Below are 16,542 nucleotides of genomic sequence, written 5' to 3' on the forward strand. Positions count from 1 at the left end.
AAACGACTGCAGCATGTGGTAAACCTGATTAAATACGTGCGCAATTAAAACGTGGGGGCGTTTTATTGCTGAAGCTAAAACGTAGGTAATTGGCGGAATTAATGGAGTACAAGTATGAGCGTAAGTATGGGCGCAAGTATGAATGCAAATATGAGTGCAAAAGATAGCGATTACGGATATGTAAGTGATTTGTTGGGGAATCCAGTTGATTCGTTCGATTCTGACGATAGTTTTTACGAGAATGTTGCGGATGTGAATGATTATGCCAACTACAGTTACGACGAGTATGCTGACGCTTATGCTAAAGAGCCTGATTTTACGCAGCAAGAATATGCGTCTGATCAAGAATCAGTGCCTCCTCAAGAATCAGTGCCTTCCCAACAAGAAGCTCTTGCCCAACAAGAACTGCTTCCTCAAGAATCTCAAGAATATTCTCAAAATTCCGCACATTCTAGAGTTGCAGTTGACGCGCAAAAACTACTCGACGGCTTAAATCCGCAACAATCTCAAGCAGTCCAATACGACGGACCGGCACTGCTTATTGGAGCAGGAGCTGGAAGCGGCAAAACGCGAGTTCTTACGCGAAGAATAGCTTGGATATTAAGCCAAAAAGGTGCCTGGCCAAGCCAAATTCTTGCCATCACTTTTACAAACAAAGCAGCTGCCGAAATGCGTGAACGTTTAAGCAAACTTATTGGTAGCGAAGCAAATACTATGTGGGTTTCGACGTTCCACTCTGCATGTGTGAAAATACTTCGCAGATCAGGACAGTATATTGGCTTAAAATCAGGCTTTTCTATTTACGATACTTCCGATTGCGAGCGATTAGTAAAAATTATTGCAACAGAGCTTAACGTTGATATTAAGCGTTTTACGCCACGCAGCATTTTGGGCAAGATTTCGGATTGCAAAAATAGTTTAATCACTTGGCGTGAGCAACTAGACATGTATGCTAACGATTACAAGCCTGGTGTTGCAGGTCAACAAATTGCGCACGCTGGCAATTCTGAAGCTGTCTACGCAACTATTTATGCGGAATATCAGCATCGTTTATCTCAAGCAAATGCGGTTGATTTTGACGATTTAATTATGCGAACTGTGCAACTCATGCGCGAAGTACCAGAAGCTGCGCAATATTACCGACGTAAGTTCCGCTATATTCTTATAGACGAGTATCAGGATACGAATCACGCTCAATACGAGCTTATTCGCGAGCTTGCTGGAGTGGATGTAAAGCAAAATAGTGCAAATCCATCTCAGCAAAATAACACTCCTGCATCAATCACAGTTGTAGGCGACTCCGACCAGTCGATTTACGCTTTCCGCGGAGCAGATATTCGCAATATTCAAGACTTTGAAAAAGATTTCCCAAACGCTACAACTATTATGCTTGAGCAAAATTATCGCTCTACGCAAACTATTTTGGATGCTGCAAATGCAGTTATTTCGCATAATCAAGGACGAAAGCCTAAAAAATTGTGGACGGCATTAGGTAAGGGCACTCCAATTACTGGTTATGCAGCAGACAGTGCTCAACAGGAAGCAGCTTGGGTTGCGCAAGAAATAGCGCGATTAGCAGGTGAAGAGGGCGTTGCTTATTCGGATATGGCGATTATGTATCGCGCTAATGCACAGTCTCGTTCGCTGGAAGATGCGCTCGTTAAAGCAGGTCTTCCGTATCAACTTGTTGGCGGCACGAAGTTTTACGAGCGTCGCGAAGTAAAAGATGCGCTCGCATACTTGCAATCTATGGCAAACCCAGATGACGATGTGAATATGCGCCGAATTTTGAATGTGCCTAAGCGTGGGCTTGGAGCGCGTGCGGAGGCTTTGCTAACGCTTTACGCTCAAACACAAGGAGTTAGCTTCTGGCAAGCTTTGGAGCATTTGGAGTCAATCGAAGGCATGCCAACTCGCACTGCAACCAAGCTTAAAGAGTTCCGCGAGCTTATGCACAATTTAATTACTTGTATGCAAAACGATGACTCGAAACCTTCTAAAGTTATTGACAGCATACTGAACGACAGTGGTTTGCTGGAGGATTTGCAACGTTCTGAAGATCCTCAAGATGCCGCTCGCGTGGATAATTTGTCGCAATTGCAGTCGGTTGCAGCTGAGTATGAGCAGAATACGCCGGATGCTAGTGTTGCTGGATTCCTTGAAACGACAGCGCTTGTGGCTGATTCGGATCAATTGCCGGATGAAAATGAGGACACTGGTAAAGTTACGTTGATGACGCTTCACACGGCTAAGGGCTTGGAGTATCCGGTTGTGTTCCTAACTGGCATGGAGCAGGGAACTTTTCCGCATTCTCGCGCTTTGGAAGACGATGGCGAGCTTTGCGAGGAGCGTCGTCTTGCTTATGTTGGTATTACTCGAGCTAAGCAGCGTTTGTATGTTACTCGTGCTGCTGTTCGTGCGCAATGGGGGCAGGCTCAAGATATGCTTCCAAGCCAGTTTTTGGATGAGATTCCAGATAATTTGATTGATTGGAAGCGCAGAGAGTCTGATGTTGAGCGTTGGGGCGCTTCGTCTAGGCGTGGCGATGATTTCGATAGCGATTTTGATAGTGATTTTGGCGGCTGGGATGACGATTATAGCGATGCGTTTAGTGAAAAAACAACTTATGGTGGAAGCATTTACGGTTCTGAAAAATCGCATGGCTCTAAGTCTTACGGAAGAAATAAATCGTATGGCTCGAGTTCTTACAGCTCCTCTTACGAAAAGTCTTATAGCAAGTCTTACGGCTCGTCTTACGGTTCTTCTTACGGCTCGTCTTATTCTAAATCGAATTGGTCTAAGTCAAGTGCAGTAAAAACGCGCAAAGTTACTGCAAAAACTGCGACTTCAACAAGCGCAACAAAAGTTGGTTCAACTTCTGCAGTTATGAATAAAGACAATCATCTAAATATTCAAGACTTCCAAGTTGGCGACAAAATTACTCACGATACTTACGGCTTAGGAACCGTGTTAGCAACGCAAGATAAGGGCAGAAACTCAATTATTACAGTCGATTTCGGCTCCGATGGAGTAAAGCGACTAATGCTTAGAGTTGCACCAATCGAAAAATTGTAAAATCTTTTATTTATGCACTTTAATGTAAGATAAATTTTTAACAAGGACGTGGCGTTTGCTGGTGTGAGCGCTGAGAAGCGTGTTGCATTAACGAAAATGTGACACTAAAAAATAAAAACATACATTTAATGAGGTATAAATTATGAAAAACAAATTATTCGCATCAATTCCTGCAATTATTTTCGGCTTGCTTATTGCCATTGCACCATTGACGTTTGCAAAGCCATGCTCAACCGGAGGCATGCACAAAATGCATATGATGATGCAACCTATGGCATGCTACTACACAGGTCGTGCAGCTGTTGGAATCGGCTTAGTTATTGCAGTACTTGGAATTATTGCGTTATTTGTTAAAGAAAATGTTCGCATTGGTTTAAATATTGCTGTAGTTGTGAACGCTTTACTTATGATTGCTGTTACAACATTCCTTATTGGCGTGTGCAAGAGCCCAATGATGCATTGTGCATCAGTTATGCGCCCAACGCTGATTGTTCTGTCTGTGCTCGCATTGGTGTTCGCGGCTGCTTCCGTGTATTTGGATAATAAAGAAGATTAATAGTTCAAATAGTTCGAAAAGCTTAATAAAGCAAAATTATGCGCACTATTACGCTAAAGCGATTGCCGCTGGAAAATCTTAGACGCAAGCCATTGCGCACTGCTGCACTTATTGTTGTATCTGCGTGCTTGTCTGCAATATTTTTCGGCGGCTCGCTGATTTCTATGAATCTTGAACGCGGTTTGAACAGTATGCGAGAACGCATGGGAGCTGATATTATGGTTATCCCTCAAGGTACGCACACTAAAGCAGAAGCGTTGCTTACAAACAGTGGTTCAAGCACTTTTTATTTCACTAACGATATTGAGAATTTAGTAAGACGCTCTCCGGGTGTGCAAAAGGCGAGTGTACAAACGTATATTTCTTCGCTTTCTGCAGGATGTTGCGCTGAAAAATTGCAAATTATTGGTTTTGATCCCGATTCTGATTTTGTTATAGGTCCTTGGATTTATTCTCAACATAAGCAGAAGTTACAAAAAGGCGAGATGATTGCTGGCGCAAATGTAATCGTGTCTTATATGAATACTGTTCGTCTTTTTGGACACCAATGGCCTGTAGCTGCACAGCTTGCAAAAACCGGCACAAGCATTGATAATTCAGTGTTTGTGCGACGCAAAAGTGTGCCGCAAGTAGTTGAGTATTCAACGAAAGTAGGGCACACTGCTATTCCAAAGGAATATGCTAAAAAAGCAGTTTCTGCAGTACTTGTAAAAGTACAAAAGGGTTACAGCGCGCAAGAAGTTGCAAAAAATATTCGCAAAACAACTGGTCTTTCAAGCATTGGCATAGTTTTTCCGGGCGGAATTACAGCAACTACGCAAGCTAATCTTGGTGTTTTTACTCGCACGTTGACTTTTATAATTGCTGCGTGCTGGCTAGTTGGATTGCTAGTTTTAGTTGCAGTGTTTTCAACATCTGTAAACGAGCGCAAAAAAGAGTTTGCTTCTCTTCGCATACTTGGCACAACAAGAAATATGCTTTTAGGCGTTGTCGTTAGGGAATCTGCGATACTTGGCTTAGTTGGTGGAGTATTGGGTGTTGCGTCTGCAAGTCTTATATTGTTCCCTTACAGTTCTCTTATTTCTGAACAATTGCAGCTTCCGTATTTGGAAGTGACTGCGCTACCAGTAGCAGTGCTTATGTTAGCGTCTGTGCTACTTGCGCTTGTTGCAGTTGTTGTAGCTTCAGCACTTACCACATTGCGCATTGCTATGCGCGAAACGTATTTGACACTTAGATCAGGTGAGTAAGTATGGAAGATAAGAGTCAAAAACTGCCAAGTAATGAGTTTGATATTTTACCTGTTGTTGAGCTTACTCGTGTAACTCGCGAATTTATGCGCAGAAAACACAAATTTTTTGCAGTAAATAACGTGAGTTTTGCGCTAAATAGCGGCGATTTTGTGGCAATCGTTGGAAAGTCAGGTAACGGAAAATCTACTTTACTAAATTTGATTGCTGGGTTATTGAAGCCAACGCATGGAAGTGTAAAAGTTTGCGGCGAAGAGATTTCTGAACGCACTTTTAGTGATGCAAAAATGTCTCGTTTGCGCGCATGTGATATAGGTTTTGTGACGCAATCGCAGACGCTTTTACAAAATCTTACTGTGCATGACAACATACTTTTACCTGTGCAAATTGCAGCTAGTGCTTGTGAAGTAAGTAAGTCTGGAATAAGTAAGGCTGAAGTAAGTAAGTCTGAAGTAAGCGAAGATTTAAACGAGACTCGCGCGTTAGAACTTTGCAAGCAATTGCATATTGAAGATTTACTGTGGTGCTACCCAAATGAGCTTTCGGGTGGTGAAATGCGTCGCGTAATGATTGTGCGCGCGCTAATAAACAATCCAAAGCTTCTTATTCTTGACGAGCCTACTGGCGATTTGGATGTAGAGCATACTCGCATAGTTGTGAAAATGTTGCGCGAGGCTGCAAAAAATGGTGTGGCAGTGCTCATGGTAACTCACGATGTTGAGGCTGCTCGCTGTGCGGATCGCACATACACAATGGATTGCGGATTGACTTGCCGGAGCGCTTGAAGCGTAGCGCGCGAAGGCACTTCAATCCGGAAACTCGCTAAAGTTGGAAGTCCAGTGGACTTCCAACGCGAGTTTCGCAAGCGAGCGCGTTACTCGCGCGAGCGTTTTGGCTGGTTTGTGGAACATTTGCCGAGGAACTTACAACGTGAGTTTCGCGCTCAGTACGAAAAATATCAACAATTATTCTTAGTGGTGTGTAGAATCAGAAACGATGCCTATTTTGTGTAAGCATCATCTGGAGCCTTAGCCCATCAGTGGGTCGGCGCGCGGTAGTTATGGCGTTATTTCAACGTTTTAATACTTGCGCGTTCGTGTGTTAGCACGAAGAAGCACTGGAGAGGCCGGCTCAGCGTGAATAATTTTTAGGCGATTTTGCGATTGACTAAAAACTTGGTTCACGTTCCGTTCAGATAACGACAGAATTAAAGGATTAGTTATGACTAATATTCAGCGTTCTCGCCGTCAGGTGCGTCTTTCTCGCGCCCTCGGCATCGCTTTAACCCCAAAGGCTCAGCGTATCTTCGAGAAGCGTCCATATGCTCCAGGTGAGCACGGTCGCACTCGTCGTCGCACCGAGTCCGATTACGCAGTACGTCTTCGCGAGAAGCAGCGTCTTCGCGCTCAGTACGGCATCTCCGAGAAGCAGCTTCGTGCTGCTTACGAGAAGGGTACGCACACTGCAGGCCAGACCGGTGACGCAATGCTCACCGATTTGGAAACTCGTCTTGATGCTTTGGTTTTGCGTGCAGGCTTTGCTCGCACCACCGCCCAGGCTCGTCAGTTTGTTGTGCATCGTCATATTTTGGTTGATGGCAATCTTGTCGATCGCCCATCTTACCGTGTGAAGCCAGGTCAGACCATTCAGGTTCGTGCCAAGAGCCAGACCATGGTTCCATTCCAGATGGCTGCAGAAGGCGTTCATCGCGACGTTTTGCCAGCAGTTCCTGGTTACCTCGATGTGAATCTTGCCTCTTTGAAGGCTACTTTGACTCGTAAGCCGGAAGTCGATCAGATTCCAGTTGAAGTCAACATTCAGTACGTCGTCGAATACTACGCTCGTTAATTCGCCGATTTAATTCTTAAGGACATACCGCTTGACCCCTGTTGCGCATTCGCGTGGCAGGGGTCAATGCGTTTTTGTCGATTTCATCGGTTTGTTTGGTGTTTTCGACAGTTATGTACCGCTTAGTGCAATAATGGAGCTATGTTGCTGCATCTTTATTTAGTGCGTCACGGACAGACGCTATTTAATCGCTATAATCGACTGCAAGGCTGGTCAAATTCTCCGCTTACTGAAAAAGGTTTGAAAGATGCGGATACTGCCGCAAAAAAGCTGCAAAATATTACTTTTGCTGCAGCTTACTGCTCGGATACTACGCGTGCGCAAATCACGGCTCAGTGTATTCTCGACGTAAATGAAGCTGCCGGTAACGCGCGTCCAAAGCTTGTAAGCGATATGCATTTTCGTGAGCAATGCTACGGCTATTTTGAAGGTCAAGATATGCAAATGGCTTGGTGGGCTGCAGGAGCGCCTCACGGAGCGCACACTTATAACGAAATTGTTGAAAAATTTGGGCTTGCAGCCACTCGTGACATGCTTAAAGAAGCGGATCCTTTCCACGATGCCGAGTCAGATATCGAATATTGGACTCGCGTAGAAGAAGGTTTTGCGTTAATCGCTTCAAATTCTTTGCTTAACGATGGAGATAATGTTTTGCAAATTTCGCATGGCAACACTTTGCTAAGTCTTATGCACCGTTTTGCGCCTGCAGGCTACGATTTAAGCGAACGCCCTCAAAACGGAAGCGTAACTAGGCTCGATTTTGACACTACTAAACCTATTGATAACGCTATTACTATTCAAGGCTACAACGAGTAGCTTTTTGCTACAGCTTTCTTAACGTATGCGTCGTTACCGTTCGTTAGTCTTAAGTCATTGCGAATGGTTTTAACTGTAGTCTGATTTGCTGTTGTATTAGCTTTCAGCGCGGTGAAGTCTTAAGCAAAAATGGTACAGAAAGAGGTTACGATGAGCGTTGGAGACATAGCTGCTCTTATTGCCGCGATTGCGTTTACTGTGCTTTCGGGTTTTTTGATTTATCCGCTAATTAGATTGGGCAAGTTGTTCGATCAGATTGCGAAAACTGTCAAAGAGTCGGGTGAGCATGCGATGCCTGCAATTGACGAGTCTGTGACGACGATTAAGCAAGTTAATAAGACTCTTGACGATGTAAACGCTGTTTCAGGAGCTACGCGCACAACTGTTACGAATATTGGTGCTCTTACTGATTTGTATGGTGCTTTCCTTGGAAAACCGCTCGTAAAAATTGCAGCTGCTGGTTACGCTCTAAAAGATACTGTTTCTTCTTTCTTCAATAAGCCGACTGTGCCAACAGACAAGAATAGTGCCAATCGTAACGTTTCAAAAGAATCCTCTGATAAGAATGCAACTAATAATGCAGGCAGGGGAGAGTAATGTTCAAGCGTTTATTTTGGATGTTTATTGGCATTGTAATTGGTGTTCTTACAGTTACGAAGGCTCGTGCATATGTTAAAGCAAAAATGCCGTCTTCTGCTAGTCGTTTTATTTTTGATGAGGAACCGAAAAATATCACATTGCGCACAGTAATGGGATTGTTTAAAGATTTCAATACTAGCCGTAAAGAGCATGAAGCTGAGCTTAATTCTCGTTATGCTAATCGTAGAAATAGGGAATTTTAAATAAAAAACAAGTTTTTCATAATTTCGTTACTTTGCTAAGTTTAGTTAAGTTAAGTATTGAAGTACTATATTGAATGTTTGCATGATTGCGTCGTGCGTCATGCGGCACGATTTCGTGTGGGCGTTGCATGTGGCTTTTGTTTGTGACGGTTATTTGTGACGGTTTGCGTGGGTCTTGCTAAAAATTACACAAGGAGTTCGTACGTATGCGCACAGCAGAAATTGCAAAGCGTTATCTTGACTATTTTGCTAAGAATGGTCATATGGTTGTTCCTTCGGCTTCTCTTATTTCGCCGAACCCAACTACGTTATTTACTATCGCAGGCATGGTGCCGTTTATTCCTTACTTGCTCGGAGAGCAGACGCCTCCTTCGCGTCGTATGGCTTCGAATCAGAAGTGCGTTCGCACTCTAGATATTGACGAAGTTGGTAAGACTACTCGTCACGGCACTTTCTTCCAGATGGTTGGTAACTTCTCGTTTGGCGATTATTTTAAAGAGGAAGCTATTCACTACGCTTGGGAGCTTTTGACAACTCCTCAAGATAAGGGCGGCTACGGTTTTGACCCTGAAAAGCTTTGGGTTACTACTTATACTGACGACGATGAAGCCCGCGCAATTTGGAAGAACGAAGGCTTCGACCCAGAGCATATGCAAGTTTTCGGTATGGAAGATAACTTCTGGACTACCGGCGGTCCTGGTCCTGGCGGTCCATGCTCCGAAATCTACGTGGATCGCGGTCCTAAGTATGGTCGCGATGGAGGTCCGGCTGCTGACGAATCTCGTTTTATTGAGATTTGGGATTTGGTTTTTGAAAACTACCAGGTAGATAACGTCAAATCTAAGACTGATTTGCATATTGCTGGCGAACTCGATCAAAAGAATATTGATACTGGCGCTGGTTTGGAGCGTTTGGCTTACCTTATGCAAGGTAAGGAAAATATTTACGAAACTGACGAAGTTTACCCAGTTATTGAAGCTGCAGAAAAGCTTAGTGGCGTAAAGTACGGCGATAATAATGATGCTGACGTGCGTTTCCGCGTTGTAGCAGATCACGTGCGTTCCGCTTTGATGATTATGAGCGATGGCGTGCGCCCAAGTAATGTTGGCCGCGGCTATGTGCTTCGTCGTCTTCTTCGCAGAACTGTTCGCGCAATGCGTATGCTTGGTGTGCAAGATCCAGTTTTGCCAACGCTTTTCCCAGTTTCTAAAGCTGCTATGGAACCAAGCTATCCAGAGCTTAATGATACTTTCCATGAGGTTAGCGAAGCTGCTTACGGTGAGGAAGACGCGTTCCGTCGCACTCTTGAAAAGGGCACGACTATTCTCGATTTGGCTGTTGAAAAAGCTAAGAAAGAGCACAAGGATGACCCTATGGTTGGCGGCTCCGACGCGTTTACTTTGCACGATACTTACGGCTTCCCAATCGAGTTGACTTTGGAGATGGCAGCTGAGCAGGGTGTTAAAGTGGACGAAGCTAAGTTCCGCGAGCTTATGAGCGAGCAGAAAGGTCGCGCTCGCGCTGACGCTTTGAAGAAGCGTCACAATGTGGACGTTAGCGTTTACGACGATATTAAGAAGTCGCTCGAAAAGCCAATCGACTTCCTCGGTTACACTGACTTCTCCAGCCGTTCTAACGTTTTGGCAATTGTTGAAGCAGGTAAAGGCTCTGTTAAAAGCGTTACTGCTCCTGCAAACGTTGAGATTATTCTCGACCGCACGCCATTCTACGCTGAGCGCGGCGGCCAGATTGCTGACCAGGGCGAGATTATTTCCGATGACGGCGCGATTTTGGAAGTTGACGATGTTCAGCGACCAATCAAGGATTTGATTGTTCACAGCTGCCGACTTACCGAAGGAACTCTTAGCGTTGGTGCTCCTGTAAACACCAATATTGACCAGGTTCGTAGAGCTGCTTTGGCTCGAAGCCACACTGCTACGCATACCCTTCACAAGGCTTTGCGAGAAGAGCTTGGTCCACAGGCAACTCAGCGCGGTTCCGTGGTTGATCCAGACCGCTTGCGCTTCGACTTCCAGTGGCCAAAGGCTGTTGATAAGGATGCGCTTTCTCGCGTTGAAGCTCGCGTAAACGAGCGTATTCGCGACGATTTGCAGGTTGTTCCTAAGGAAATGCCAATCGACGACGCTTTTAAGCTTGGAGCAATGCACTTGTTCGGCGAAAAGTACGGCGATGTTGTGCGCGTTGTTGAAATCGGCGACGGTTGGAGCCGCGAGCTTTGCGGTGGCACTCACGCTAAGAGCACCGGAAAGATTGGTATGGTTACAATCCTTTCCGAGTCTTCTATTGGCTCTGGTGTGCGCAGAATCGACGCTCTTTGCGGCGAGGCAGCGTACGAGTATGGCGCCCGCGAGCACACTTTGGTTGCGCAATTAGCAGACATGGTTAATGCTCGCCCAGACGAGTTGGTTGAACGTTTGGAATCTTTGCTTAACAAGATGAAGGATTCTGATCGTAAGCTTGCTTCTGTTTACGAAGCTCAATTAAATGAAGCTGTACCAACATTAGTTGATGAAGTAAAGAATAGTAACGAAAAAGTTAAGTTGGCTCTTAAGAATGTTGGCAACTTTGGCTCATTCGATGCTTTGCGCAAGACAGTCCTAGATATTCGTGCTCGTTTAGGTGAAGATGCTCCAGTGGTTGTTGCACTTGCTGGTGTTAATGAAGACGATCGACCAATGATTGCAGTAGCTACAAACGAAGCTGCTCGCGGTCTTGGTGCTAAGGCTGGCGACTTGGTTCGTACTGCTTCCAAGGTGCTTGGTGGCGGCGGTGGCGGCAAGCCAGACTTCGCTCAGGGCGGTGGTACAGATGCTTCTAAGCTTGATGAAGCTCTCGAAGCTGCGAAATCAGAAGTAGCTAAGCTCGCCTAGTGCGTGTTTTACAGCTTAAAAATTTACGAATCTATACCAAAAGCAACACGAAATATGGTGTGGTTAGGTATTGATTTAGGTGACGCAAGGGTCGGACTTGCACTTTCCGACCCTGGTCTCACCTTTGCACATCCTATTGGTAATGTGCAAGTGTTTGGAGATTCCTTCCATGCTATAGATGAAGTGCTTGAAGTTATTGAAGATAACAATGTAGAAAAAGTTGTTATAGGCTTGCCTTTGCAACTTGATGGCACTGAAGGAAAATCTGCTAAAAAAGCTCTGCGCTGGGGGAAGAATCTAATAAAACGCATGCAAATATTGCATGACGAAAAAGATTGGGCGTTGGATTATATGCCAGAAGTAGTTTGGAAAGATGAGCGTTTGACAACAGTAAGTGCTCATCGTCAGCTTTTGCAAGCGGATCTTTCTACTAAAAAGCATCGTCCAATGGTAGATCAGCAGTCGGCAGTGTTGATTTTGCAGTCTGCGCTTGACGCAAATAATGCAGAGTAGTTTTGAAAATCGAATAAAAGCAGAAATAGCGAAGAGGAGAATAGCGTGTCTGACAATTTTGATGAATTTTTTGACAAACATGCAAAGTGGACTGAGCATGATGGCGAGCCGTCGTCAGAATCATCTAATTCTTCTAAATACAAGTCTTCGACTGTTAGCTCCAGAAAACGTGCTAAAGCTCGTCTTGAAGCAAAAAAACGCAGGCGTAGAGCAAAAGTCGTTTTATCTATTCTGCTCGTATTCGTATTAGCTGTTGTTGGATATTTTGGATACAGTGCGGTTCGCGCGTGGAAATTATCTCAAAATAGCGAGTCTGTTGCAGATTGGCCAGGCCCAGGCTTTGGAACGGTTGAGTTTACTATTGACACCGGCGAGGGTGCTATTAGCGTTGCCAACAAATTAGTTAAGGCAAATGTTGTTAAATCTCAATCAGCTTTTACTTCAGCTGTTTCTGCAAATAATAAAATTTTGTATCCTGGCGTTTACTCACTGAAAAAACATATGGCTGCTATTGATGTAGTTGATATTCTTTCAGATCAAACAAAAGCAGGCGGATTCCTTGAAGTTCGTGCAGGGGATCACGCAGCAGACGTTTTGCAAAAAGCTTCAACATTATCTGGAATAAGTTTAGATAAATTCAAGGCTGCGTTAGCTGATGGTGCTGCAGGAATTCTGCCTGCTGAAGCAAACGGTAGTGTTGAAGGCTGGCTAGAGCCTGGAGCTTATAACGTAAAAGCTATGAAAAGTGCGGATGCTATTCTTTCCGCAATGGTAAAAAAGCGTATTGAAAAACTTGATTCTCTTGGAATTCCTAAAGGTAAAGATAGAGAAAAAGCCTTAATTATGGCATCTATTGCCGAAGCTGAAGTGAATAATCGCGAATATTATGGCAAAGTTATTCGCGTAATACTGAACCGTTTGGCAAAAGATATGTCGTTAGGAATGGATTCTACTGTTGGTTACGGCGCGGGAGTAAAACCTATTAAACTCACGCAAGCAATGCTTGACGATGCAAATAATCCGTATAATACACGTATTCATAAGGGTTTGACTCCTACGCCTATTGGCATTGCTGGAGACAACGCTCTTCTTGCCACTATTAAGCCTCAAGACGGTCCGTGGCTTTACTTCGTCACCACGAATTTGAAAACTGGCGAAACGAAGTTTGCGGATAACAAAGACGACTTTTTGAAGTTCCGCGACGAGTACAAGCGCAACAATCCCGAAGGTAACTAAACTGTTAAATAAAAATATAGCTTTTAACCACATATATGTTTTGAGGTTGTAACAGTTTCGCAAGTTTTCGTAATCTGCTTTAATGAAGCAATTAATTATTACGATACTATCGGTGCTGCCAACGCTCACATGTTTAATTTCAGTTTGCGCAACAGACATAAAAAGTCGCGTAGTGCCAAGACTTTGGGTTGTTATTGCAGGAATTTTTCAATCTTTTGCGAATCTCATATATTCGGTTATTTTGTTTAGAAATATTAGCGTGCTTATTTTCGGCTGGATTTCTTGCGTAATTATTTTTGTAATTTACTGGAGTATGCGAAAAATTTCCGCAAAAAATGCTATTGGCTTCGGAGATGTTACGAGCGCGTCGATGATTGCGCAAGCCTTGGTATTATTCGGCTTTTACTGCTTAATTTACTGGTTCGCTTTAGTTGGAGCAGTTGGCTTACTTTGGCTTTTGCTATGGAAAATTTACTGCAAAATCTGCTCGCCAATCAACGCATCAATACCATTCGTACCAGTAGAAGCAATATCTGCAATACTCGCAGCATTGCTGTCAATAACAACCAGCTCAATACTTGGTAGTTAGTAGAGTAGAGTATTTAGACGCGTAAATTGCTTGAGAAAGGAGAAATGGCATGCTTAGATGGCAAACGGCAGGGGAGTCGCACGGTGAAGCGTTAGTGGCCATGATTGAAGGTTTGCCGGCTGGCGTGCATATTACTAGCGATGATGTAGTTTCGGCACTTGCTCGCCGTCGCCTTGGTTATGGTCGTGGCGCGCGTATGAAGTTTGAGCAAGACAAAGTGCGTCTTTTAACTGGAGTTCGCCACGGCGTAACGCTTGGTTCTCCGATTGCTGTAGAAATCGCGAATACAGAGTGGCCAAAGTGGACCGAAGTAATGAGTGCAGATCCTTTGGATCACGAGGTTGAGCAAGTTGGCAGAAATGCTCCTTTGAGCCGCCCTCGTCCAGGGCATGCGGATTTAACTGGTATGCGCAAGTATGGTTTTAATGATGCTCGCGAAGTTTTAGAGCGTTCGAGCGCTAGGGAAACAGCTTCGCGCGTTGCTTTGGGTGCTATTGCTGATGCGTTTTTACAGCAAGCTTTAGGCGTGCGCACAGTTGCGCATGTTATCGGCATCGGCGGCGAATACACTAACAAAAGTTTAGCTTTACCAACACCAGATGATGTTGCTGCTTTGGATGCTTCTCCAGTTCGCACTCTTGACAAAGATGCGCAAGCGCGAATGATGGCTCGCATCGACGAAGCAAAAGCAAATGCAGATACGCTCGGTGGAGTAGTGGAAGTGCTTGCTTACGGCATGCCTGCAGGAGTTGGCACATACGTTGAGTCGGATCGTCGCTTGGATGCGGCTCTCGCGAGCGCGCTTATGGGAATTCAGGCTATTAAAGGCGTGGAAATTGGTGACGGTTTTGCAGAAGCAGATCGCCCCGGATCGGCCGCGCACGACGAAATGGTAACAGACGAAAATGGGAAAATTAAGCGTCTTACTAATCGAGCTGGAGGAATTGAAGGCGGAATGTCGAACGGCGAAATTATTCGCGTGCGCGCTGCAATGAAGCCAATTCCGTCTATTCCACGCGCTTTGCGCACAGTGGATGTGCTTACTGGCGAAGCTGCTCAAGCTATTAATCAGCGCTCCGATTTCACTGCTGTGCCAGCTGCTTCTGTAGTTGCAGAAGCGATGGTAAGGCTTACTTTAGCTAAGTATGCTTTGGAAAAATTCGGCGGAGATTCTTTGCAAGAAACGCGCCGAAATGTGGAGTCTTACGTAGCTTCCTGGCCGGAGAATATGAAATGAGCAACACTAAACTTCCGCTAGCTGTTATTATTGGCATGCCTGCTGCTGGAAAAACGCGTGTTGGCCGCGAAGTTGCGCATCTTATGAATCTGCCTTTTTATGATACAGATGACATGATCGAGTGCGATATTGATATGTCAATACCGCAATATTTCGAGGAATATGGCCAGGATGCTTTTCGTAAAATAGAAGCTCGCATAGTGCGAGAGGCAATTTTGGGAGATACACCTATAGAAGATTCTACAAAGGGAATAGTTTCGCTTGGTGGAGGTGCGCCTATGCGTGAAGAAACTCAAAAAGTTTTGCGTGAGTATATGCGCTGTGGCGGTCGCGTTGTGTATTTGCAAGTCAATGCTAAAGAGGCTATTGAGCGCGCAAGCTGGAATAATAATCGTCCTATGTTTTCTGGAGAAGATGCGCAAAAGCGTTGGATGGAATTATTTGAGCAGAGAGACCCTGTTTTTAGAGCGGTATCGAATATCCACATGCAAACAAAAGGTTCGACTCCGTATATGGCTGCAGAAAAATTAAGGAGCATGATTATGCAACGTATTGTGCACGTAACAGGTGAAGGAATTGAACCATACGATGTGCGAATTGGTGACGGTGCAATGCAACTTCTGCCGCAAATGCTTGGAACTAAGCCAGTTAAAGTGGCGTTAGTTCACACGCAACCTGTTCAGCGTCATAGCGACAAAGCTCGAACTATTTTGCGCCAATCTGGTTACGAAGTTTTCGACATGTTAATTCCGGATGCAGAAGCTGGAAAAACTATTAAAGTTGCAAGTGGATTGTGGGCTAACCTGGCAGAAGCTGGTTTTACTCGTTCGGATGCAATTGTTGGTTTAGGCGGAGGAGCAGCAACGGATGTCGCTGGATTTGTTGCTGCAACTTGGATGCGTGGAATTCGCTATGTAAACTGCCCTACTTCGCTTCTTGCGATGGTTGACGCGTCTACGGGCGGTAAAACTGGTATTAATACGGATGCTGGAAAGAATCTAGTCGGCAGCTTTTACACTCCAGCTGGCGTTTTAGCAGATACTTCTACGCTTGCAACTCTTCCAAACGATATTCTTATTGAAGGCTTGGGCGAGGTTGCAAAATCTGGTTTTATTCGCGACGGCGAAATTTTGAAGATTCTTAGCGATGCCAATAACGCAAGGCTTTTGCGTGAATTTAATGGGGATGATTTAGAAAATAATAACGAACTTCATGAACTGCTCGTGGAGCTTATTGAACGTACAGTTAAAGTAAAGGCGTATCACGTATCGAGCGATTTAAAAGAGCAGGGTTTGCGCGAGTTTTTGAACTACGGGCATACGCTTGGTCACACTATTGAGCAGATTGAGCACTTCCGTTGGCGTCATGGAAACGCTGTAGCTGTTGGCATGGTTTTTGCGGCGGAGCTTGCGCAAATTTTAGGATATTTGGATGCGGGAGACGTTGCGTATCATCGTTCGCTTTTGGATTCGCTTGGATTGCCAACTTCGTGGCAGTGTGCCAAAGATGCGGATGCTGCTTTTGAGTGTGTGCTTAACCTTATGCATCGCGACAAGAAAGCGCGCGGCAACATGCTACGTTTCGTAATTTTGGATGGTATTTCTAATCCTATGCATTTAGACAATCCGCCTATTGAAGCTGTTCGTGAAGCTTTTGAGCGCGTTTATAAGCAAAAATAATTAATCTTGC

At 44.7% G+C, this 16,542-nt stretch carries 14 protein-coding genes; all 14 read left to right on the forward strand.

Annotated features, from left to right (window positions below; all coding sequences use genetic code 11):
• Positions 1 to 114 precede the first annotated feature (114 nt).
• The 14 genes from HXT57_RS01640 (at position 115) to HXT57_RS01705 (ending at position 16,532) form a co-directional block, all read left to right on the forward strand.
• The gene (locus HXT57_RS01640) at positions 115 to 3,075 is read left to right on the forward strand and encodes an ATP-dependent helicase (RefSeq protein WP_064621547.1); all 2,961 of its coding nucleotides are present in this window, start codon (positions 115 to 117) and stop codon (positions 3,073 to 3,075) included.
• 142 nt (positions 3,076 to 3,217) lie between these two features.
• A complete protein-coding gene (locus HXT57_RS01645) occupies positions 3,218 to 3,631 on the forward strand; it encodes a DUF4418 family protein (protein ID WP_064621548.1) in 414 nt (137 codons plus the stop codon).
• Positions 3,632 to 3,669: 38 nt separating this feature from the next.
• Positions 3,670 to 4,881, forward strand: coding sequence for an FtsX-like permease family protein (locus tag HXT57_RS01650; protein WP_421783633.1), 1,212 nt, complete (start codon positions 3,670 to 3,672; stop codon positions 4,879 to 4,881).
• Between the two features lie 2 nt (positions 4,882 to 4,883).
• On the forward strand, positions 4,884 to 5,666 hold the full coding sequence (locus HXT57_RS01655) for an ABC transporter ATP-binding protein (protein WP_004110329.1): 783 nt from the start codon (positions 4,884 to 4,886) through the stop codon (positions 5,664 to 5,666).
• A gap of 436 nt (positions 5,667 to 6,102) precedes the next feature.
• Positions 6,103 to 6,729: a 30S ribosomal protein S4 gene (rpsD, locus tag HXT57_RS01660; RefSeq protein ID WP_004105277.1), complete on the forward strand. Its 627-nt coding sequence runs from the start codon at positions 6,103 to 6,105 to the stop codon at positions 6,727 to 6,729.
• 141 nt (positions 6,730 to 6,870) lie between these two features.
• Entirely contained in the window at positions 6,871 to 7,545 is a 675-nt protein-coding gene (locus tag HXT57_RS01665) for a histidine phosphatase family protein (protein ID WP_076002649.1), read from the forward strand.
• Positions 7,546 to 7,695: 150 nt separating this feature from the next.
• Positions 7,696 to 8,142: a DUF948 domain-containing protein gene (locus HXT57_RS01670; protein ID WP_116431895.1), complete on the forward strand. Its 447-nt coding sequence runs from the start codon at positions 7,696 to 7,698 to the stop codon at positions 8,140 to 8,142.
• Complete coding sequence (locus tag HXT57_RS01675) at positions 8,142 to 8,387, forward strand: hypothetical protein (RefSeq protein WP_116431894.1); 246 nt, start codon at positions 8,142 to 8,144, stop codon at positions 8,385 to 8,387. Before HXT57_RS01670 ends, HXT57_RS01675 begins: the two co-directional genes overlap by 1 nt.
• A 206-nt stretch (positions 8,388 to 8,593) precedes the next feature.
• Positions 8,594 to 11,278 carry an alanine--tRNA ligase gene (gene alaS, locus HXT57_RS01680; RefSeq protein ID WP_116440371.1) on the forward strand — a complete coding sequence of 895 codons (2,685 nt, stop codon included), beginning with the start codon at positions 8,594 to 8,596 and terminating at the stop codon, positions 11,276 to 11,278.
• A gap of 54 nt (positions 11,279 to 11,332) precedes the next feature.
• A complete protein-coding gene (ruvX, locus tag HXT57_RS01685; RefSeq protein ID WP_004110340.1) occupies positions 11,333 to 11,791 on the forward strand; it encodes a Holliday junction resolvase RuvX in 459 nt (152 codons plus the stop codon).
• Between the two features lie 45 nt (positions 11,792 to 11,836).
• The gene (mltG, locus tag HXT57_RS01690) at positions 11,837 to 13,027 is read left to right on the forward strand and encodes an endolytic transglycosylase MltG (RefSeq protein WP_116431892.1); all 1,191 of its coding nucleotides are present in this window, start codon (positions 11,837 to 11,839) and stop codon (positions 13,025 to 13,027) included.
• A 172-nt stretch (positions 13,028 to 13,199) separates the two neighbouring features.
• Positions 13,200 to 13,616, forward strand: a complete 417-nt coding sequence (locus HXT57_RS01695) for a peptidase A24 (protein WP_102155782.1) — start codon at positions 13,200 to 13,202, stop codon at positions 13,614 to 13,616.
• A gap of 49 nt (positions 13,617 to 13,665) precedes the next feature.
• Positions 13,666 to 14,853, forward strand: coding sequence for a chorismate synthase (gene aroC / locus HXT57_RS01700; protein ID WP_033888589.1), 1,188 nt, complete (start codon positions 13,666 to 13,668; stop codon positions 14,851 to 14,853).
• Entirely contained in the window at positions 14,850 to 16,532 is a 1,683-nt protein-coding gene (locus HXT57_RS01705) for a bifunctional shikimate kinase/3-dehydroquinate synthase (protein WP_410310202.1), read from the forward strand. Before aroC ends, HXT57_RS01705 begins: the two co-directional genes overlap by 4 nt.
• Positions 16,533 to 16,542 lie beyond the last annotated feature (10 nt).

Origin of the sequence: Gardnerella sp. KA00771, assembly GCF_049244045.1 — a bacterium.
Taxonomy (GTDB): domain Bacteria; phylum Actinomycetota; class Actinomycetes; order Actinomycetales; family Bifidobacteriaceae; genus Bifidobacterium; species Bifidobacterium swidsinskii.